The organism is Caballeronia sp. A2-2 (assembly GCF_057612605.2).
In genome coordinates, this window is sequence record NZ_JBVFIR010000005.1 from 260,883 (window position 1) to 281,947 (window position 21,065).

Here is a 21,065-nt window from a genome sequence, read left to right on the forward strand (position 1 = left end):
GGGCACTCATACGCTGCGGGATTCCGTTCTTACGTCCTCGGCGCGCGAAGCGCATGGCCGAATGAATGAATGCGGTCCACTGAGACTCAAGGATTCGAGCGCGCAATCGCAAGGTTGCCTGAGCGGCAAGTTATGCGTGGAAAGTCCTATTGCGGCCACTGCATCGGTTAATCCAGACCAACACTATCCAGCCAGCGTGCATGGGGTAAAAAGCTGCTTTCTTTGGTGACTTTCTTTGCAGCAGCAAAGAAAGTTACCCCCCCGCCGGGGAGGCGGCTACTGCAATAAAGACACAAACAAGAGAAGCCCCTTGCAAGCCAACACAACAAAACAAATGCAACACCTGAACGGTTCGTTCAAGCGCTTAAAACAGCCTTCGCGCCGTTAAACCCTTCATAATCCATCGCCGCATCAATATGCTCATAGCCAAATGCCTCACCGATACGCGTCCTGAACAACGGATCATCAATGATCGGTTCAAGCGCGTTCAACGCCGCATCAAGTTTCGCCTTATCCCTGACGGTCGCGCTTTCGAAGTTACTAAAGCGCCGAATGACAAGATTCTTCATCATGATCAATGAAGTCGGAATCGACAGCGGCGATGCTGCATCCAGAAAGCCATAGCAACGGATCGTAGAGTTGACTGGCAACGCGTTTGCCACTTCGCTGAGCAACTGCCCGCCGACGCCATCGAATACTGCTGTGCCACCGAGTTCGGCAAATCCTTCGCCACTCACGATCACATGCTCGATACCTGCGGCGTGCAACGCACCCCGCGCTGCTTCCGTGCGAACGAGAATGATCGCGCGCAAGCCACGTCGATGCGCAAGCGCGGCCATCGCGTTACCCGTCGCCGAATTCCCCGCCGTGACAACGATTCCCCGATGCCCCGCCGCGATGCTCTCCTCGATGAACGCATAAGCCGTCATCACATTCACCAGCGAACCGCTGTAATCCAGCGCCGAAACATGCTCCGGCAAGATCAGGCAGTTGGTATAAGGCATCTGAGCAAACTCCGACCATAGCCCGACGCTTTCCTCGCTGCGCCCAAGCGAACGGTACACGGCCACCTTCCTCCCAAGATACTTCGACGGCACGCCTTCCCCAATCGCCACGACCGTTCCTGCACCCGATGCACCCCACACATCGTATCGAACCGGTGGCAGCGCCGCGCCCACCGATGCAGGCCGTTTGAGGAACGTCTTGTCGCCGTGATTGATCGCAGATCCCGCCATTTCGATCAACACATGGCCCGCAGCCGCATCGGTCGGCGTGGGCACTTCGCGCACTTCCAGATCGCGCGTGGCGGTTACGCAAATCGCTTTCATGGTCTTGCTCCGTGGATGGAAGGTTCAACCTTAACCATTCCGATCCATTGCGAAAACGCTCGCACGCGGCATACCATTGATTCCATCCAAGAATCGATCGAAGGGAAAAGCATGGACCGACTCGACGCAATGCGGCTCTTTGTCCGGCTGGTCGAAAGCGGCAGCTTCACGGCGGTGGCGCGCGCCGAAGGCATGGGCCAGCCCGCCGTCAGCAAGCAAATTCATGCGCTCGAACGCTATCTCGGCGCGCAACTGCTCACGCGCACGTCGCGGCAAGTCAGCGTGACGGAAGCGGGTCAAGCGTTCTACGCATCCGCGAAAACCTTGCTGGATGATTTCGATATCGCCGAGTCGTCGGTCGGCGACCGGCAGCAATCGCCGCGCGGTTTGATTCGTCTGAGCACGTCGCCCGCGCATGGCCGCTTGTGCATCACGCCATTACTACCCGAGTTTTTCCAGCGCTATCCAGACGTCGAAATTCAGATGTCCGTGTCCGAGCGTCAGGTCGATCTGATCGGCGATGGAATCGATCTCGCGATTCGTCACGGCCGCATGCAGGATTCGTCGATGATCGCGCGCAAGCTGTGCGACTCGCCGTTCGTGCTGGTCGCAAGTCGCGCTTATCTCGCGACGCACGCGATGCCATCGAAGATCGAAGACCTCGATGCACACGACTGCGTGGTCTTCGCACATGGACGCGAACGCCGTCCGTGGATGTTCGGCAAGGGCAGCGATTCGATTGCCTACTTGCCGCGCGGTCCGTTCATGACAGGCGACGCCGAACAGATTCGCGCAGCCATTCTGTGCGGACTCGGCATCGCACAGGTGCCGGTTTGGGTGGTCGCACCGGAGATCGCCAACGGCGAAGTGCAGATGCTATTGCCTAAGTTTCAGCGTGAATCCGTGCCGACTTACCTTGTTCATCCAGCGAGCAAGCGTGTGCCGGTACGCGTCAAGTTGCTCATGGATTATTTGCACACGGCGTTCGCATCGTAAATGTTCAGTGACAACGCCCGTTCGCGCAGAGTGATAAATTTCACGCTAACCGGAGGCGCAATCATGAATCTTCAGCCGTTCGAAATAAATATTCCCGTGGACGATCTCGACGACCTGAAGCTGCGTCTGCGTAACACGCGTTTTCCCGCGGCGTTCGATCAAGACACATGGGACGATGGCGCGAACCTCGGCTTCATCCGCCGATTACGGGACTATTGGCTGAACGACTTCGATTGGCGCGAGCACGAAGCGCGGCTCAATCGCATGCCGCAATTCAAGGCGACGATCGATGGATGCGACATTCATTTCATCCATCAGAAAGGAACCGGACCCGCGCCGATGCCGCTCGTGCTGACTCACGGATGGCCGGGCTCGTTCATCGAAATGGAACGTGTGCTTCCGCTGCTGACGGACCCGGCATCGCATGGCGGCGATGCGGCGGATGCGTTTCACGTCGTCGTGCCTTCGCTGCCCGGCTTCGGTTTCTCCGCAGCGCCGACGCGTGCCGGATTAGGCGCGCATGGCGTCTCGGCACTGTGGCTCGAACTGATGAACGGGCTGGGCTACGAACGCTTCGGCGCGCAAGGCGGCGATATTGGTTCAACCACGTCGATGTGGCTTGCGCGGCGGTTTCCCGAGCGGATCATCGGCGCGCATGTGAATTACATTCCCGGCAGCTTCAGACCGAACTTAGACACCGATTCGATAAGCGATGAAGAACAAGCCTATCTCGACACTGTTGGTGCGTGGTCGAGCGCAGAAGGCGCTTACGCGGCACTGCAAAGCACCAAGCCACAAACCTTGTCGTACGCGATGACCGATTCCCCCATCGGTCTCGCCGCATGGATCGCAGAAAAATTTCGCGCATGGAGCGATTGCGGCGGCGATGTCGAACGCGTCTTCACGATGGACCAACTGCTCACCGATATCTCCATCTACTGGTTCGGCCATATGCTCGATGCATCGTTCCGAATCTACAAGGAGAACCGGTTGCGTCCGCTCACCTTCGGTCCATCCGAACAAGTCACGACGCCGCTCGGTGTCGCGGTATTTCCCCACGAATTGCCGATGCCGCCGCGCTCGTGGGTCGAACGCGTCTACAACGTGCAAAGCTGGAATGCGATGCCGCGCGGCGGCCACTTCGCGGCTTTGGAACAACCGGAATTGTTGGTCGAAGATATCCGGGCGTTCTTTCGTCCGCTGCGTCGTGACTAGACGCTGAACGTCAAATCCCATTTCACCTCTTAGATTCGCGCGCGGCTGACCCGCCGCGCGCGATGCCCCTTTGCCGTTGACGACAACGCGCATCCCGAGTAATCTGAAAACACTTTCTGGAAAGATTTTCCAAAACATAAAAGATCAGACGGAGACAAGGCTCATGCAACTGGGAACAGCGCGGCAGGCCGCGCAATTGATCGGCGATGGCGACACGGTGCTCATTACGGGCTCCGGCTCCGGCATGGCGGTGCCGGAATCGTTGCTCGCCGCCATCGAAGCGCGATTCAAAGAAGAGGGCGCGCCGCGCAAGATCACGGCGGTCCATCCGGTCGGGCTGGGCAATCGTGGCGATGAACTCGGCGCAAGCCATTTCGCACACGAAGGGCTGCTTAAACGCGTGGTCTGCGGCACGGTCGTGGATGCGCCGCCCATCGCCAAACTGGCGTTGGCGAATCTCATCGAGGCTTACACGTTGCCGCAGGGCGTGCTGTCGCAGCTCATCCGCGAAATAGCGGGCGGGCGGCCGGGACTCACCACGCACGTCGGGCTGAACACGTTCGTCGATCCGCGACATCAAGGCGGCAAGCAAAGCACGCTTGCGACAGAAGATCTTGTTGAACTAGTCGAGCGCGATGGCCGCGAATGGCTGTTCTACAAGTCGTTCAAGGCCGATGTCGCGTTATTGCGCGGCACCACCGCCGATGAAGACGGCAACATCTCGCTGGAACACGAAGCCATCTTCGGCGAAATGCTCTCGATGGCGCAGGCCGTGCGGCGCTGCGGCGGCGTGGTGATCGTGCAGGTCAAGCGTCTTGCACGGCGCGGCACCTTGCCGGCCAAGACCGTCAAGATTCCCGGCAATCTCGTCGATTTCGTGGTGGTCGAGCCGCAGCAGATGCAGACCTATCAGACCTTCTACGACCCGTCCTTCGCGGGCGAAATGAAGACGCCGCTCGCTACGTTCCCCGCCTTGCCGCTCGACGAACGCGGCGTGATCGCGCGCCGTGCGGCGCTCGAACTCACGCGCGGCGCGGTCTGCAATATCGGCTCGGGCGTCTGCACGGGAATCGGCCTCGTGGCGGCGCGCGAAGACGTGCTCGATCTCGTGACGCTCACCAACGAACAAGGCTTGATCGGCGGCGCGCCCGCCAACGGACTCGATGCAGGCGCCGCGCGCAATTACGCGGCCATCGTCGATCAGCCGTATCAGTTCGATTTCTACGATGGCGGCGGCATCGACGTGGCGTTTCTGTCGTGCGTCGAGATCGATCGGACCGGCAACGTCAACATCACGCGTTTCGCGGACCGGCTGGTTGGCGTGGGCGGGTTCATCAACATCAGTCAGAACGCCAGAAAGATGGTTTTCGGCGGATCGTTCACCGCGGGCGGTCTGAAGGTCGCGGTGGAGAACGGGCAACTGAAGATCGTGGAAGAAGGGCGTCACTCGAAGTTTGTCGAGAGCCTTCAGCAGATTTCGTTCAGTTCGAAGAACGCGCGCGTGGGCGGTCAAACGGTGTTGTACGTCACCGAGCGCGCGGTGTTCTCGTTGACTCAGGACGGCTTGCGCCTCGTCGAGATTGCACCGGGCATCGACCTTCAAAAAGACGTGCTCGCCCGCATTCCCTTCGATGTCGAAGTCGCGGCGGACCTCAGGACCATGCCCGCCGAAGTCTTCTCGGATGCGTCTCTCGGTCTCAGAACACGACTCGAAAAAGAGCCGATTCCCGTGCATCCGAAAGTGCGCGCGCTGGTGCAGCAAAGTCGCTGAATTGCTCCAGGGTCATAAATAAATCAGGAAGGAGACACACGTGAACCAACCCGTTTCGGCGTCTGGAAACAGGCGTCGCTGGTATCAGGAAATCAACCGGGCGCAGTGGTTGACGCTCATCGGCGCGTGGTGCCTGTGGGCGCTCGACGCGGTGGATTTTCTGCTTATAACCTTCGTGCTGATCGACATTTCGAAGACCTTCGATGTGACGCTGCACACGGCGTCGTTGCTGATTCTCGCGACGTTCGGCGTGCGCTGGCTGGGCGGCATGTTGTTCGGGAACCTGAGCGATCGTATCGGACGCAAGATACCGATGCTGATCGCGCTCGCATGGTTCACCGCAGGCGCGGCCTTCACGGGGCTGGCGTGGAGCTTTGCGGCGGTGCTCGTGTTCCGCCTGCTGCTCGGTTTCGGCATGGCGCCGATCCTCACGCTCGGCTCCACGATGATCGCGGAAGTCTGGCCGGAGAAGTATCGCGCCATCGGCATCGGCATTCTGGATACGGGCTGGGGCTTCGGCAGCGTGCTGGCCGCGACGTTATACGGGCTCATCTATCCGCACTTCGGCTGGCGTCCGCTGTTCTTCGCGGGCATCGTGCCGGGGCTGCTGGTCGGATTGTTCATCTGGCGCTTCGTGCCGGAGTCGCCGGTGTGGCTCAAGGCGCGCGCGAAAGGGCTGGTTTCGAAGCAGGGCTCGCCTGCCATGACCTTGTTTCGCGAGCATCGCGGTCTGGTCTTCAGGCTGAGTCTCGTGCAGTTTCTGCTTCAGTTCGGGTCGTGGCCGCTGCAGGGTTTGCTGGCGACGTATCTGCGTGAGCTGCATATGCCGGCATCATCGGTGAGCCTGATTACGAGCGCGGGCGCGGTGGGGCAAATCTGCGGCTTCTTCTGCTCGGGCTTTATCGCGGAACACATCGGCCGCAGAAAGGCCATTGCATTGATGCTCGCCATCGGCTGCGCCTGCGTGCTCGCGCTCGTCAATCTCGCGCCGGTGTCGGTCGCGCTCGGCTGCGTGTTCGCGTTCCTGAGCGGCTTCTGGATCGTCGGCGCATCGGGCATCTATCCGACCATTCTTGCGGAGAATTTACCGTCCAACGTGCGCGCGACCGGCGTCGGGCTGATGTACAACATCGGCGTGATCGGTGGCGGTATCGCGCCATTCATCGTGTTGGCCTCGCTCGATTACTTCAAGGTCGCGCTGCCGCACGGCATGTTCTTCTACACGCTGCTGGGCGATGTGGTCGGCGTGACGATCCTCTTTCTCGCGACGCGCGAAACACGCGGCGTTTCCATCGAAGAAGCGGGCACGCAGGACGATGCGCCCGCGCAGCAAACGGAGGGCATGCGCCGTGATGCTTGGTAAAGCCGCACTCGCATTCTGGAATGGCATCCAGCCGGGCGGCGATGCCGAATTCCTCGCGTGGCACGTATCGGAGCACATGCCCGAACGTGTCGGCCTGCCCGGCTTTTTGCGCGGCCGCCGTTATGTGGCGAGCGAAGTGAATGTGACCAGCCCGCGCTACTTCAACTTCTACGAAACGGATACGCTCGACGCGCTCGAATCGCCGGTCTATCGCGACCGGCTCGACAATCCGACGCCGTGGACCACCAAGGTCGTCGCGACCTTCATCGACACGTCGCGCACCATGTGCCATGTTGCGCACACGCAGGGCAAGGGCGAAGGCGCGTGGATGCAGACCATCCGCGTGAGTTTTCCCGCTGCGCGCGATGAATGCATCGATGAGCTTGTGACGCTGCTAAAGAACCTGCCAACGCGCACGCCTTTGGTCGGTGCGCACGTGCTCGATGGCGTGCAACGCGAAACGAAGCCCACGCGCGAACTCGAACTGCGCGGCCAGCCCGATGCGCAGATCGACGGCGTGTTGCTGATCGAAGCCGCCGACGAAGCGACGCTCGCGTCACTCGCGCGTGAAGCACTGTCCGACGAAGCGCTCATGAAAACCGGCGTGCGTGCGTTGCTGCGCGGCACCTATCGGCTGGAATACAGCCTCAATCACGAAGAGAGAGACATCGCATGAAACTGTTTCGATTTGGACCGGCGGGCGCGGAGAAACCCGGCATCGTCGATGCAAAAGGCACGCACCGCGATCTGTCGCGCGTTATCGGCGATATCGATCCGGCGAACATTGCAGCGGATCTTGCGGCCAAGTTGACCGGCGTGGATTTGACGACGCTGCCCGAAGTACCGAAGGGCACGCGCTTCGGTCCGTGCATCGGCGCGCCGGGAAATTTTCTTGCGATCGGCCTGAACTACGTCGAGCACGCGAAGGAAACGAACGCGCCGCTGCCCGCCGAACCGATCTTGTTTGCGAAAGCGCCGAGTTGCATCGTCGGGCCGGACGACGATATCGTGTTGCCGCGCGGTTCGATCAAGACGGATTGGGAAGTGGAACTGGCGCTCGTCATCGGCAAGCGCGCGCATTACGTGAGCGAAGCCGAAGCGTTGTCGTATGTGTTCGGCTATTGCGTGTGCAACGATGTATCGGAGCGCGCGTTTCAACTGGAACGCGGCGGTCAGTGGATGAAGGGCAAGTGCGCGCCGTCGTTCGGTCCGCTCGGTCCGTATCTCGTCACCGCCGATGAAATCCCCGATCCGCAGCGCTTGCCGCTCTGGCTGGAAGTCAACGGAGAGCGCGTGCAGAACAGCGACACATCCGACATGATTTTCCCGATCAGCAAGATCGTTTCGTATCTGAGCGAGTTCATGATCTTGCTGCCGGGCGATGTCATCACGACGGGCACGCCGCCTGGCGTCGGGCTCGGCATGAAGCCGGAGCGCTATCTGAAGCACGGGGATTCGGTGCGGCTTTCGGTCGAAGGTCTGGGCGTGCAGACGCAGCGTGTCGCATGAGCGAGATCGATTCGATTCCGGTGTCGGGTGCCACCGCGCTCTATGCAATAGTCGGCGATCCGGTGGCGCAAGTGCGCTCGCCGCAGGTCATCAACGCGTTGTTCGCGCAGGCGGGCATCGATGCTTTGCTGGTGCCGTTGCACGTGCCGCGTGCGCGTTTCGCCGAGACCATGCGCTCCCTGATGTCGATCGAGAACTTGCAAGGCATCGTGCTGACCGTGCCGTTCAAGGTCGATGCAACGGCGCTGGTCGATCACATGCTGCCGGGCGCGCGCGCAGCAGGCGCAGTCAACGCCATGCGCCGTTCGAAGGAAGGCACATGGGAAGGCGATATGTTCGACGGCGCGGGTTTGGTGCGCGCGCTGAAGGACCACGGCCACGCGCCGAAGTCGAAGCGCGTGTTGCTGGTCGGCACCGGCGGCGCGGGCCGCGCGATTGCCATTGCGCTGGCGCAGCACGGCGTGCGCGAACTCGCGTTAAGCGACATCGATCACGCACGTGCGCAGGAAGTCGCGCAAGCCGTGCGCGACATAGCGCCCGATTGCCGCTGCACGATAGCGCCCGCCGCTTTCGACGGCCACGATATCGTTATCCACGCGACGCCGCTCGGCATGCGCCCCGACGATCCGCTGCCGCTCGAACTCGCGGGCATGGGTGCATCGCACGTGCTGTTCGATATCGTGCCGAAGCCTGACGTCACGCCGCTCATGCGCGAGGCTCAAACGCGCGGCATCGTGACGATTGGCGGCAAGCGCATGATCGAAGGTCAGGCCCGCGCAATCTTGGAATTTTTCGGGCATCGGGTGTGAAGCGTTCGCGCCTGGTCAATCAACTCATCTTCAACAGGTAACACGTATGAGCGTCGCACTGGAACGTGGCATGGCCATCCTCGAATTGCTATCGTCGGATCGCAACGGCATGCAACTGAGCCGTCTTTCCGAGACGCTCGATATTCCCCATAGCGCCACGCATCGGCTGCTCACGACGCTCATCGACATGGGCTATGTGTATCAGACCCGCGAAATGGGACAGTACTGCCTGTCGCTCAAGGCGGTGTCGCTCGGCATCCGGTTCGTGTCGAAGAACGATCTCATCGATCTCGCGCGGCCGCTGATGGACGAACTCGCAAGCGTGTCCGGCGAGTTGTCGCGCCTCGGTCTGATCGATAACGAGCGCCTCGTGTGGGTGTCGAAATCGCTCGGCACGCGCGCGGGTTTGCGCTACGACCCGGACAGCGGGCTGGAAGCGCCGATCTTCTGCACGGCGTCGGGCATCGTGTGGCTCGGCACCATGCCGGACGATGAAGTCACGCGCCGCGTGACCAAGGCAGGCTTCGCCCACGTCGATGAATACGGCGCGAATGCACCGCGCACGCTCGAAGAAGTGTTCAAGCAGGTACGACGCGCCCGCAACGCGGGTTGGGCGATGGTGAGCAACAGCTTCGAAGTCAACACCGCAGCGATGGCCGCGCTCATCAAGGGCGAAAAGCAGGAGCCGCTCGGCGTGCTGACGATTGCGGGGCCATCGTTTCGCATGACGACCAAGCGCATGCAGGAACTTGCACCGTTGTTGATGCGCGCGGCTGCATCGCTGTCGGAAGTGAACGCACGCGCTTTCGCGATGCCGCCCGCTTCCGCGCTGAGTCGCGCGACTTGAAAAAGGAGACACGAAATGGCTGAAACGGAATCCGCAGTCGAACGCCGTTTGCTCAAACCGGGCCTGTACGGACTGAACGATATCGGAGTCGGCGATTACTACCTGACCGCAGGCGTCACGGTGACGGAGACGCACGTGGTCAACTTCGCGGGCGTATCGGGCGATCACTACGACATTCATGTGGATGACATGGCCGCGCAGGAAGCGGGCTTTCCGCAACGCATTGCACACGGTCTGCTCGGCCTGTCGCTCGCGGATGGCCTGAAGACGCGGTGCCCGGTCCTGCTCAAAGGCATCGCGACGCTCGGCTGGAACTGGTCGTTTCGCGCGCCGCTCATGATCGGCGACCGTATTCATGTCGATATCGAAGTGCTCGCCAAGCGGCTCACGAAGAAGCGCGAGGATCGCGGCATCGTCACGATGCGGCTCAAGGTGCTCAACCAGCGCGGCGAAACCGTGCAGGAAGGCGAAACGCAAATGATGATGCCCGCGTCCGTCGAATAAATCGCAACCCGAACTAAAAGGACCACGCATGCGCGATCTGTCGAAGCATCCGGAGTTTTTGGCGATCAATACCGCGACGCTCAGACAATGGCCGCTTGAGCGCATCATCGAGGCGTGCGGACGGCGCGGCATTCGTGCGATTGCCCCGTGGCATGACGATGTGGAACGAACGGGTCTTGCACGCACACGGCAACTGCTGCGCGATTGGGATGTCGCGTTATGCGGATACTGCCGTGCCGGGTTGTTTCCCGTTTCGAGCGAGACGGAGCGTGCTGCGTTGAGCGAGCACAACCGGCGCGTGCTCGACTTCGCACGCGAACTGAATGCGCCTGGCGTCGTGATCGTCGCGGGCGGGTTGCCGCCATCGAGTCGCGATCTTGTCGGTGCGCGTGAGCAGGTTCGCGATGGCATCGCGAGCTTGCTCGATTACGCGAAGACGTTGAACATGCCGCTCGCCATCGAACCGCTGCATCCCATGTATGCGGCTGACCGCGCGTGCATCAACACGCTGGAGCAAGCGCTCGATCTGTGCGACGAACTCGATCCCGCTCGCAGCGGCGCGCTCGGCGTCGCGGTGGATTGCTATCACGTGTGGTGGGACCCGAAACTCGACGCGCAGATTGCCCGCGCGGGACGCGAACGCATTCTCGCGTTCCACGTGTGCGACTGGCTCGTGCCCACGCGCGACATGCTCAACGATCGCGGCATGATGGGCGATGGTGTCATCGACATTGCGCGTCTGCGCGGTTTGATCGAAGCAACGGGCTTTAATGGCTACACGGAAGTGGAGATTTTTTCGAGCGCCGACTGGTGGCAACGCGATGGCGATGAGGTGCTCGATACCTGCATGGCGCGCTATCGGACCGCAGTCTGAATCTTATAAACAGGAGACAAGAGATGGAGCAATCGGGCCTCGACTTCGTGGAAGTCGGTCAGCGCTATACCTTCGGCAAGACCGTGTCGGAAACGGATGTCATGCTGTTTGCAGGCATCACGGGTGACTTCAGTCCGACGCATGTCAACGAGCAATACGCGCGCGAAAAATCGAATCTCGGCGGACGCATTGCGCATGGCGCGTTGATGGTGGGTTATATGTCCACGGCATCGACGCTTTCCATCGAGCATGTGATTCACCGGGACAATCTGAGCGACTTCCCGGTATCGTCAGGCTACGACAAGCTGCGCTTTCTCAAGCCGGTGAGTCTGGGCGATACCATCACGGTGGTGTATGAAGTCATCACAGTGGATAAGGAGAAAGGCCGTAGCATTGCGAAGAATGAGGTGTTCAATCAGCGCGGTGAGTTGGTCGCGGTGGGCGAGCATGTGATGCGCTGGGCCAAGAAGCTCAAGACGGTCTGAAGTCCCTCTTTTAACGCGAAGACGACATCATGCAGATCATTTCGGCATCCGAAGCGGCCACGTTCGTACGCGACGGCGATACGGTTCTCATCAGCGGTTCGGGCGGCGGCCATGCCGTGCCGGATGCATTGCTCGCCGCGCTCGAAACACGTTTTCTGGAACAGGGCACGCCACGCGGCATCACGTCGATGAGCATCGTCGGCGTGGGCGACCGGGCCGCGCTCGGTGCGAGCCATCTCGCGCATAAAGGCCTGCTGCGCCGCGCGATCACGAGCGCGTTGGTCGATTCACCGGGCCTCGTCTCGATGGCCGCTGCCGACGAAATCGAGGCCTACACGCTGCCTCAAGGCGTGATGTCGCAACTCATGCGCGACATGGCGGCGGGGCGTCCGGGGCTTATCACGAAGACCGGGCTGCATACGTTTGTCGATCCGCGTCAGCAGGGCGCGCGGCAAAGCCCTTGCACGCCGCCCGAGTTTGTCGAAGTGCTCACGCTCGACGGCGAAGAGTATTTGCGTTTCAAGCCTTTGCCGCTGAACGTCACCTTCGTGCGCGGCACGACCGCCGACGAAGACGGCAACGTGACGATGGAAGAAGAAGCCGTGCTCGGCGAGATGCTCGCCATGGCGCAGGCGACGCGGCGCGCGGGTGGCGTCGTCATCGTGCAGGTCAAGCGGCTCGCACGGCGCGAGACGTTGCCGCCCAAGCAAGTGAAAATTCCCGGCATTCTGGTGGACTTCGTGGTGGTCGTGCCGGAGCAGCCGCAGACCTATGCCACGCCCTACGACCCGAGTTATGCGGGCGAACTGCGCGTGCCGCTGTCCGAGATTCGTCCGTTGCCGTTCGGGCCGCGCAAGGTGATCGTGCGGCGCGCGGCGCTCGAACTGTATCCGGGCGCGGTGTGCAATCTTGGAGCGGGCGTTTCGACGGGACTTTCGACTATCGCCGCAGAGGAAGGCTTGCTGGACGATGTGGTGCTCACGAACGAGCAAGGCATCATCGGTGGTGCGCCGCTGACTGGGCGCGATTCCGGTGGCGGTCAGAATTTTTCCGCGATGATCGAGCAGCCCTCGCAGTTCGACTTTTACGATGGCGGCGGGCTCGATCTTGCGTTTCTGTCTTTCGCCGAAGTGGATGCGCATGGGAATGTGAATATCAGCCGGTTTGGCGACAAGATCATTGGCGTGGGTGGGTTCATCAATATCAGTCAGAACGCTAAGTGTGTGGTGTTTAGCGGCACGCTGACGGCGGGTGGGTTGGATGTTGCGTGGGAAAGCGGGAAGACTGTGATTCGTGCGGAGGGTAAGCATCGGAAGTTTGTCGAATCGATTGAGCAGGTTTGTTATAGCGCGGCGTTTGCACGGGAGCGTGGGCAGACGGCGCTTTACATCACGGAACGTGCGGTGTTTCGGCTGGGTGATAACGGGCTGGAATTGATCGAGATTGCGCCGGGTTTGGATCTCGAGCGTGATGTGATTGGGCAGATGGCGTTTCGTCCGCAGGTTTCCTCCGATCTAAAGACGATGGACGCGCGTTTGTTCGATCTGCGGCCGATTGGGCTTCGGGACGAAATCAAGGCGCGGGGTAGGCGGTATCGCTCGGCGCGGGTGGCGGAGTGGTGGGCGGGGCGGTGACGCTAGAAATTAGGCGGGGGGTGGTTTGTTTGTGTCGTGCAAGGGGCTTCTCTTGGTTGTGTGTTTATTGCAGTAGCCGCCTCCCCGGCGGGGGGGTAACTTTCTTTGCTGCTGCAAAGAAAGTCACCAAAGAAAGCAGCTTTTTACCCCATGCACGATGGCTGGAGAGGGTTGGTCTGGATTAATCGATGCAGTGGCCGCAATAGGACTTGCCACGCATAACTTGCCGCTTAGGCAACCTTGCGATTTCGCACTCAAAGAGTCAACGCTTAGTGGACCGCATTCATTCATTCGGCCATGCGCTGCGCGCGCCGAGAACTTAAGAACGGAATCCCGCAGCGTATCAGCGCCCAGCCACATCACACCACATCGCACCTCTCCCATTGGGCCCTACCTTGGTAAGCGCTTCCGGGCAAAGCACGCACACCAACGCGAGTCATCTTTAGTCGGAGCACTAACCAAGGTAGGACCGGATAGCAATCTTGCGGGGAAGTGTGAGGTGGCTGGGCGCTGATAGGCTGCGGGGTTCCGTTCTAAAGCTCTCGGCGCGCGCAGCGCATGGCCGAAAGAATGAATGCGGTCCACTAAGACCAAAGGATTCGAGCGCGTAATCGCGAGGTTGCCCACACGCTAAAACCAACCGAAGGACATCCTATTGCGGCCACTGCATCGTTAATCCAGACCAACACTTTCCAGCCAGCGTGCGGAGGGGTAAAAGCTGCTTTCTTTGGTGACTTTCTTTGCAGCAGCAAAGAAAGTTACCCCCCCGCCGGGGAGGCGGCTACTGAATAAAAAGCACAAACACCAGCAGCCCCTTTCACAACACACCAAGAACCTCACACCCCGCTATCCCTCTTAACCACACACAACTCAATAAACCTTTGCACCGGCTGCGTAAGCGTAGCGCCGCGCCTCGTGGCAATCCCATAAGCCGCGCCAGTCCTATCAATGCGTATCGGAAGCACCGCCACCAACCCATGCTCCTCGAAATACCGCGCCACCTTCAACGGCATCAACCCAACCGTACCCGCCCCCGCGCGCAACAACGACAAGGTCGCAAACGTCGATGACGTCTCGATCGCATAGCGCGGAAACGGCACCTGCGCATCGTCGAACAACTGTTCGAGCAGCGAGCGCATCGGCAACGCGGCCTGCGGAACGATCCACGGATTCTCGCCGAGGTCCGCGAGGGTAAGGCCCGTCTTGTGAGCGGTGTCATCCGCGCCATCGACCACGAAGCACACTTCCTCCACTTCCAGCGGAATGAAGTCGTAAGCCTCGGGATGCACGCTGATGCTCGGCCGTCCGATCACCAGATCGAGCAGACGCTGATCGAGCATCGACAGCAAACGCGCACTGTTGTCCTCCCACACTTCCACCGAGATATCCGGCTGAACGCCGCGCAACTGCCGCAACACCGGTGTGAGCCACACAGGCACCGAACCCATGACCGCGCCGACGGCGATCGTGCCGCCGCCGCCGCGCTGAAGCGCCGCCAGTTCATCGCGCAATGCGCCGATCTCCGAACGCACCGCGCGCGCATGGCGAATCACGCAGCGTCCGAGTTCGTTCGGCACGATGCCGCGCGGCGAGCGCGCGAACAACTCCGCGCCGAACAGGGACTCGATCTCGCGCAATGATTTGGTCGTGGCTGGCTGCGACAACGACACCTGATGCGCCGCCTTGCGCAGCGAGCCGTGGTCGTCCAGCGCGATCAACAAGGCAATGTGATTGCCGCGCAGTCTCCTGAGAATCGCATCGATACTGGTTATCACCGATATAACTCCAGCTTGTCACCTGATCCGAAGGTTTCATTATCTGGCCACACGCTTCTCTCCCTACACTGGCTCAGACGTCGCGGCTCGGGCGACGCGGCTCGATCATAGCCGCATTGCCGAATCGGCGAATAAACGAATGAGCAGGCGACAACCAGGCACCCCAACGGAGAGAAGCAAATTGAAAAGAATCGGTATCGACGTCGGCGGCACCTTCACCGATGTCGTGATGGTGGATGACCACTCGGGGCAAATCTGGTCGACCAAGGTGCCGACGACGCCGAAGGATCGCGTCGTCGGAACGATCGAGGGCTTTCTCAAGATACTGGAGCTGTCGAACACGAAAAGCGCGGACGTCGCGTTTCTCGGCCACGGCACGACCATGGCGACCAACATGGTCGTGGAAGGCACGGGCGCGAAAACCGCGCTGGTCACGACGCGCGGTTTCCGCGACATCCTGGAACTGCGGCGCGTGTCGCGGCATGATCGCGCGGACCTGTACGACCTGCTGTTCGACAACCCGCGTCCGCTGGTCGAGCGGCGCTGGCGGCTCGAAGTGAGCGAGCGTCTGCGTTACGACGGTAGTCTGGAAACGCCGCTCGATCATGCCGAACTCGAAGCGCTCGCCGAGCAGATTCGTCATTCGGAGATCGAAGCGGTCGCGGTGTGTTTCCTGCACGCGCATGTGAATCCGCAGCACGAACGCGAGGCCGTCGATACACTGCGCCGTCTGCTGCCGGACCGCTTCATTTGTGCATCGCACGAAGTCAATCCCGAGTCGATGGAGTACGAGCGCACGAGTTCGACCGTCATCAATGCGATGCTCGGCCCCGTGTGCGGCCGCTATATCGGCCGGCTCGTGAACACGCTCGCGCAGCACGGCTTCGCGGGCAAGTTCCTGTTCATGCAGTCGAACGGCGGCCTCGCCAGTCCGGCGATGGTCGCGGACAAACCCATCGTCCTGCTCGAATCGGGTCCTGCGGGCGGCGTTTCCGCGGCCATCCGCAACTGCGAGAAAAGCGCGCTCAAGAACGCGATTCTCGGCGACATGGGCGGCACGACCTTCGATGTCTCGCTGATCCGCGAATTCCGGCCGGAGTTGCGCAACAAGAGCCTGCTGCATACGTACACCGTGCGCTCACCCAGCATCGATATCGATTCGGTGGGCGCGGGCGGCGGCTCTATTGTCTGGATCGATGCGGGCGGCGGCGTGCGCATCGGCCCGGAAAGCGCGGGCGCCGATCCCGGTCCCGCCTGCTATGGACGCGGCGGCACGCGCCCGACCGTGACCGATTGCAATCTCGTGCTCGGCTACATCGATCCCGACAGCTTCCTCGGCGGCGAATTCAAGCTGGATGCGCAGGCCGCGTGGCGCGTGGTGGATGAAGTCGTCGCGCAACCGCTCGGTTTGTCGGTGCCGGAAGCGGCGCAGGTCGTGCGTTCGGTGGCCAACGCGCTGATGGCGCAGGCCATCCGCATCATGACGGTGGAGCGCGGTTACGATCCGCGCGAGTTCTCGTATATCTGCTACGGCGGCGCGGGGCCGGTGCACGCGGTGGATCTGGCGCACGAGATGGGCATTCGCCGCGTCGTCATTCCGCCGCTGCCGGGGCTGTTCAGCGCATTCGGCATGACGGTCGCGGATCAGCAATACGACTATCAGCGCCCGCTCGAAAGCGATCTCGCCATGATCGACGACGCCGCGCTGCATCGCGCGCTCGACGAACTTACCGCGCAAGGCATGGAAGAACTGCAACGTCATGGCGTCGATGCAGGCAGCGCGAAAGTCGTGCGCCTCGCGGATTGCCGCTACGCCGGTCAGCCCGATGTCATCACCGTGGAAGTGCAGGGCGAGGAAGCGGGCATTCGCGCGGCGCTTGGCGGGAGCTTCGAGCAGGCGCATCAGCGGCAATGGAATTTCATCAGCAAGGACAAGCCGGTGGTGGTCGCCAACGTGCGCCTGCAACTCGTCACGACGACCGGCTGGCGCGGCGGCGTGGCGAGCCGCGAAAACGGCGCGATGCCCGTTCCGGTGCGCACCCGCGAAGTCTATTTCGATGGCGGCGTGCGCACCTTGCCGGTCTTCGCGCGCATGGAGATTCCGGTCGGCGCGAGCATCGAGGGGCCGGCGGTCATCGAAGAACACAGCAGTTGCGCGGTGCTCAAGGCGTCGCATGTCGCGCGCGTCGATCCTGATCTGAACCTCGTCATCGAACTGGCAGCCTGAACATGGATATCGTCACTTACGAAATCATCCGCAGCAGTCTCTTTGCGGTCGCGCGTGAAATGAAGATCGCGATGATGCGCACCGCGGGCAGTCCGCTCATGCACGCGAGCGGCGACTCGTCCGCCGCGATCTTCGACGCCGACATGCAACTCGTCGCGCAAGGCAACGACATTCCGACGATGCTCGGTTCCGCCGTCATCTCCACGCGCGTCTCGGTGGAAGCGGTCGGGCGCGACAACCTGCGTCCGGGCGATGTCATCGTCAGCAACGACGCGTATGTCGGCGGCGGCAATCATCAACCGGACGTGCAGTTCACGCGTCCTGTCTTCGCGGAGGGCAAGATCGTCGCCTTCGTGATGACGCGCGGGCACTGGACGGACATCGGCGGACAGTCGCCGGGCAGTTATACGGTCACGACGTGGGACGTGTTCGCGGAAGGCATCCGCATTCCGCCGGTGTTTCTCTATCGCAACGACGAGCCGGTGCAGGACATGCTCAACCTGCTCACGCGCAACAGCCGCAACGCGCACGAATTGCTGCTCGACATTCAGGCGCAGTACGCGGGCACTTTTGTGGGCGACCGGCGCATCGGCGATCTGGTCGCGAAGTACGGCGCCGACGCGCTGCGCGACGTGATGAGCCAGAGTCTCGATCACTCGGAAAAACTGATTCGCGCCGAGATCGCGCGCATTCCCGATGGCGTGTACGAAGCGCAGGAATATCTCGATCCCATCGAAGCGCCGGGCTGGAAACAGGAGCGGCCGCTGCTCAAGGTGAAGATCACGAAGACGGGCGATCACATCACGTTCGATTACACCGGCACCGGCGCGCAAGTGCGTGGCGGCATCAACTGTCCGTTGTCCGTGACGTGCAACAGCACGTGGTTCACCGTCAAGGCGCTGACCGATCCGGGCATTCCGATCAATCAGGGATGCTATCGGCCGGTGACGATCATCGCGCCCGAGGGCAGCGTGCTGAACTGCCGCTATCCGGCATCGGTCGTGTCGGGGAATACGGAAACCTCGCCGCGCGTGATCGATCTGCTGCTCAAGGCGCTCGCGCCCGCCGTGCCGGGACGGATCACGGGGCAAAGCAATTGCGCATCGTGCGCGGGCATTTTCAGCGGACGCGACACGGACGCGGCACGTATCGGCCGGACGGGTCAGGAGTTCGTCACCATGCACGACGTCCACGCGGGCGGCATGGGCGCGCGCGCGGAAAAGGATGGCGTGAGCGGCGTGCGCGTGTATGTGGGCAACGCGGGCAGCCAGTCCATTGAGATGATCGAAGCGACGTCGCCGCTGGTGGTCGAGGAATGGTCGCTCGTGACGGACAGCGGCGGCGCGGGTCGCAGGCGCGGCGGGTTGACGTCGAAGCGGGTGTATCGCGTCGAGTACGACGAAGCGACCTTCACCGTTTCGGGCGAACGCGGACGTTCCGCGCCCGAGGGCCACTTCGGCGGCCTGGCGGGCACGCGCTTTCAATGCAACGTGCAGCGCGCGGATGGCAGCGAACACATCGTCGCGGCGAAGGGCGGGCAAACGGTGGTGTATCGCGGCGACCGCGTGTCGGTGCAACCAGCCGGAAGCGGCGGTTATGGCGATCCGCGCGAGCGCGAACCGTCGCTGATCGCCGCCGATATCGCCGATGGCTACATCAGCGCGGAAGCCGCATCGCAACGTTACGGCCAAGGCGCACAGCCAGCGGCGGAAGCGGGCGCGGATGCCTCGCTCGTGGTGAGCGTCGAATGAGCGCGAGCGCAGCCATGAGCCCGACGTTGCCGCTCGCGGGCGTGTGCGTGATCGAGATCGGCCACAGTCTCGCCGCGCCGTATGCGGGCATGATCCTCGGCTCGCTGGGAGCGGAAGTCATCAAGATCGAAAGCGCGGAAGGCGGCGACTATGCGCGCGACTGGGGCCCGCCGTTCGTCGATGGCGCGGCCGCGCTGTTTCATGCGGTGAACCACGGCAAGAAAAGCATCGCGATGACGCTCTCGAATCCGGACGATGCCGCAGCACTTCGCACGTTGATCGAGCGTCGCGCGGATGTCGTGCTGCAAAACCTCAAAGCCGGTGGCACGGAAAAATACGGCCTCGGCGGCGAGCAGATGCGGCGCATGAAACCGTCGCTCGTCTATTGCAATCTCGGCGCGTTCGGCACGGCGGGACCGCTGCGCGACAAGCCCGGCTACGATCCGCTCGTGCAGGCGCTGTCCGGGCTGATGAGTTTTCTCGGGCAACCGGGCGAACCGCTCTCGCGCATTCCGGTGTCGGTGAACGACATGGGCACGGGACTGTGGGCGGCTATCGGTGTGCTTGCCGCGCTGTTCCGGCGTCAGGCGAGCGGCGAGGGCGAGATCGTCGGGGTATCGCTGTATGAGACGGCGATCAGTTGGGCCGGTGTGCAGATCGCGGACTATCTCGCCTCGGGCGTGCTGCCGGGACGCTGGGGCTCGGGGACGGCGGCGATCGTGCCGCATCAGGCGTTCGAATGCGCGGATGGCACGATCATGGTCGCTGCAGGCAACGACCGTTTGTTCCGCCGCCTGTGCGATGTCCTGTCTGTTCCCGCCCTCGCCGACGATGCGCGCTTCGTGACCAATGGCGCGCGCGTGAGTCATCGCGTCGAGCTTATCGATCTCTTGCATATCGAGTTCCGCAAGCAGGGAACGGCGCATTGGCTCGATGCGCTCGACCAAGCCGGGATTCCGTGCGGACCGATTCAAAGCATCGATCAGGTCGTGGAGCACGAACAGACCAAGGCGCTCGACCTCTTGCGCACGACCGACGATGGCGCGGCCACTGTGGTCGGCCTGCCGATTTCCTTCGGCGGCGCGCGGCCCGCGCATACCGGCGTGACGCCGAAGCTCGGCGAACACAATCATCTACTGGCCAAGACGCCATTGGAGACATCTTGAAACTTGCATCGCAACTCGGGGATGCACCCGGCACGCTCACGCTCGAAGAAATCGATCAGGAGATTCTGGTCGTCACGCTGAACCGGCCGAACGTTTCGAACGCGATCAGCACGGAGATGGGCCACGACATCATCCGCGTGTTCGGGGCGCTGGAAGTGAACCCGGCGTTGTATCGCTGCGTGGTTCTGACAGGGGCGGGCGAGCGCGCGTTTTGTGGCGGCGCGGACCTCAAGGAACGCGAAGGCATGAGCGACGAACAGTTCGGCGTGCAGCACTATCTGTTCGAGCGGATGAACCGCGCGATCACGTATTGCCCGGTGCCGATCATCTGCGCGGCGAACGGCGCGGCGGTCGCGGGCGGCCTCGAACTGCTGCTCGCCTGCGATTTCGCGTATGCGGCGCGGGACGCCGTGTTCGGCTTCACCGAAGTCAAGCGCGGCATCATGCCGGGCGGCGGCGGCACGCAGCAGTTGCCGCGCACCATCGGCACGCGGCGCGCGAAGGAACTGATCTTCCGGGGCGCGAAATTCACCGCGCAGGAAGCGCTGGCGTGGGGCGTCGTCAATCGTTTGTGCGAACCGTCGCGCGTACTCGCCGATGCCATCGACGCCGCTCGCGACATCTGCACGAGCGCGCCGCTATCCGTGGCGCAGGCGAAGAAGGCGATCGACCTCGGCATGCAGGGCGACTTGCGTACCGGGCTTTATCTGGAAATCGAAGCCTATAACCGGCTGATTCCGACCGCCGACCGTCTGGAAGGCATCAGCGCGTACAACGAAAAGCGTTCGCCGCGATTCAAGGGCTGCTGAGC

At 61.9% G+C, this 21,065-nt stretch carries 18 protein-coding genes; 16 read left to right on the forward strand and 2 right to left on the reverse strand.

Annotation, left to right across the window (positions count from 1 at the left end):
- Nucleotides 1-356: 356 nt before the first annotated feature.
- Nucleotides 357-1,328, reverse strand: a complete 972-nt coding sequence (locus ACZCWR_RS35340; RefSeq protein WP_487306915.1) for an alcohol dehydrogenase catalytic domain-containing protein — start codon at nucleotides 1,326-1,328, stop codon at nucleotides 357-359.
- A 111-nt stretch (nucleotides 1,329-1,439) separates the two neighbouring features.
- Between ACZCWR_RS35340 and ACZCWR_RS35345 the strand changes: the two genes are divergently transcribed.
- The 12 genes from ACZCWR_RS35345 to ACZCWR_RS35400 all read left to right on the forward strand — a co-directional run bounded on the left by ACZCWR_RS35345 (nucleotide 1,440) and on the right by ACZCWR_RS35400 (nucleotide 13,335).
- A complete protein-coding gene (locus tag ACZCWR_RS35345) occupies nucleotides 1,440-2,324 on the forward strand; it encodes a LysR family transcriptional regulator (protein ID WP_487306916.1) in 885 nt (294 codons plus the stop codon).
- Nucleotides 2,325-2,387: 63 nt separating this feature from the next.
- Nucleotides 2,388-3,539, forward strand: a complete 1,152-nt coding sequence (locus ACZCWR_RS35350; RefSeq protein WP_487306917.1) for an epoxide hydrolase family protein — start codon at nucleotides 2,388-2,390, stop codon at nucleotides 3,537-3,539.
- Between the two features lie 163 nt (nucleotides 3,540-3,702).
- Nucleotides 3,703-5,310 carry an acyl CoA:acetate/3-ketoacid CoA transferase gene (locus ACZCWR_RS35355; RefSeq protein ID WP_487306918.1) on the forward strand — a complete coding sequence of 536 codons (1,608 nt, stop codon included), beginning with the start codon at nucleotides 3,703-3,705 and terminating at the stop codon, nucleotides 5,308-5,310.
- Between the two features lie 40 nt (nucleotides 5,311-5,350).
- Nucleotides 5,351-6,673, forward strand: coding sequence for an MFS transporter (locus ACZCWR_RS35360; RefSeq protein WP_487306919.1), 1,323 nt, complete (start codon nucleotides 5,351-5,353; stop codon nucleotides 6,671-6,673).
- Nucleotides 6,660-7,349, forward strand: a complete 690-nt coding sequence (locus ACZCWR_RS35365; protein WP_487306920.1) for a hypothetical protein — start codon at nucleotides 6,660-6,662, stop codon at nucleotides 7,347-7,349. The genes ACZCWR_RS35360 and ACZCWR_RS35365 overlap by 14 nt, the downstream gene beginning before the upstream one ends.
- Nucleotides 7,346-8,182, forward strand: coding sequence for a fumarylacetoacetate hydrolase family protein (locus tag ACZCWR_RS35370; protein ID WP_487306921.1), 837 nt, complete (start codon nucleotides 7,346-7,348; stop codon nucleotides 8,180-8,182). Before ACZCWR_RS35365 ends, ACZCWR_RS35370 begins: the two co-directional genes overlap by 4 nt.
- On the forward strand, nucleotides 8,179-8,991 hold the full coding sequence (locus tag ACZCWR_RS35375) for a shikimate dehydrogenase family protein (protein WP_487306922.1): 813 nt from the start codon (nucleotides 8,179-8,181) through the stop codon (nucleotides 8,989-8,991). Before ACZCWR_RS35370 ends, ACZCWR_RS35375 begins: the two co-directional genes overlap by 4 nt.
- A 46-nt stretch (nucleotides 8,992-9,037) precedes the next feature.
- A complete protein-coding gene (locus ACZCWR_RS35380; protein WP_487306923.1) occupies nucleotides 9,038-9,838 on the forward strand; it encodes an IclR family transcriptional regulator in 801 nt (266 codons plus the stop codon).
- A 15-nt stretch (nucleotides 9,839-9,853) separates the two neighbouring features.
- A complete protein-coding gene (locus ACZCWR_RS35385; protein WP_487306924.1) occupies nucleotides 9,854-10,342 on the forward strand; it encodes a MaoC/PaaZ C-terminal domain-containing protein in 489 nt (162 codons plus the stop codon).
- Nucleotides 10,343-10,370: 28 nt separating this feature from the next.
- Nucleotides 10,371-11,216, forward strand: coding sequence for a sugar phosphate isomerase/epimerase family protein (locus ACZCWR_RS35390; RefSeq protein ID WP_487306925.1), 846 nt, complete (start codon nucleotides 10,371-10,373; stop codon nucleotides 11,214-11,216).
- A gap of 23 nt (nucleotides 11,217-11,239) precedes the next feature.
- A complete protein-coding gene (locus ACZCWR_RS35395; protein WP_487306926.1) occupies nucleotides 11,240-11,701 on the forward strand; it encodes a MaoC family dehydratase in 462 nt (153 codons plus the stop codon).
- Nucleotides 11,702-11,730: 29 nt separating this feature from the next.
- Nucleotides 11,731-13,335 carry an acyl CoA:acetate/3-ketoacid CoA transferase gene (locus ACZCWR_RS35400; protein WP_487306927.1) on the forward strand — a complete coding sequence of 535 codons (1,605 nt, stop codon included), beginning with the start codon at nucleotides 11,731-11,733 and terminating at the stop codon, nucleotides 13,333-13,335.
- Nucleotides 13,336-14,171: 836 nt separating this feature from the next.
- On the opposite strand, the gene ACZCWR_RS35405 is transcribed toward ACZCWR_RS35400, so the two are convergent.
- Nucleotides 14,172-15,110, reverse strand: coding sequence for a LysR family transcriptional regulator (locus ACZCWR_RS35405; RefSeq protein ID WP_487306928.1), 939 nt, complete (start codon nucleotides 15,108-15,110; stop codon nucleotides 14,172-14,174).
- Nucleotides 15,111-15,291: 181 nt separating this feature from the next.
- Between ACZCWR_RS35405 and ACZCWR_RS35410 the strand changes: the two genes are divergently transcribed.
- Genes ACZCWR_RS35410 through ACZCWR_RS35425 form a run of 4 tightly spaced genes read left to right on the forward strand, consistent with a single transcriptional unit; the run spans nucleotide 15,292 to nucleotide 21,063 of the window.
- Nucleotides 15,292-17,337, forward strand: a complete 2,046-nt coding sequence (locus ACZCWR_RS35410) for a hydantoinase/oxoprolinase family protein (protein WP_487306929.1) — start codon at nucleotides 15,292-15,294, stop codon at nucleotides 17,335-17,337.
- A gap of 2 nt (nucleotides 17,338-17,339) precedes the next feature.
- Entirely contained in the window at nucleotides 17,340-19,088 is a 1,749-nt protein-coding gene (locus ACZCWR_RS35415; RefSeq protein WP_487306930.1) for a hydantoinase B/oxoprolinase family protein, read from the forward strand.
- Nucleotides 19,089-19,102: 14 nt separating this feature from the next.
- Nucleotides 19,103-20,254 carry a CaiB/BaiF CoA transferase family protein gene (locus ACZCWR_RS35420; RefSeq protein ID WP_487306931.1) on the forward strand — a complete coding sequence of 384 codons (1,152 nt, stop codon included), beginning with the start codon at nucleotides 19,103-19,105 and terminating at the stop codon, nucleotides 20,252-20,254.
- Nucleotides 20,251-21,063, forward strand: coding sequence for an enoyl-CoA hydratase-related protein (locus ACZCWR_RS35425; RefSeq protein ID WP_487306932.1), 813 nt, complete (start codon nucleotides 20,251-20,253; stop codon nucleotides 21,061-21,063). Before ACZCWR_RS35420 ends, ACZCWR_RS35425 begins: the two co-directional genes overlap by 4 nt.
- Nucleotides 21,064-21,065 lie beyond the last annotated feature (2 nt).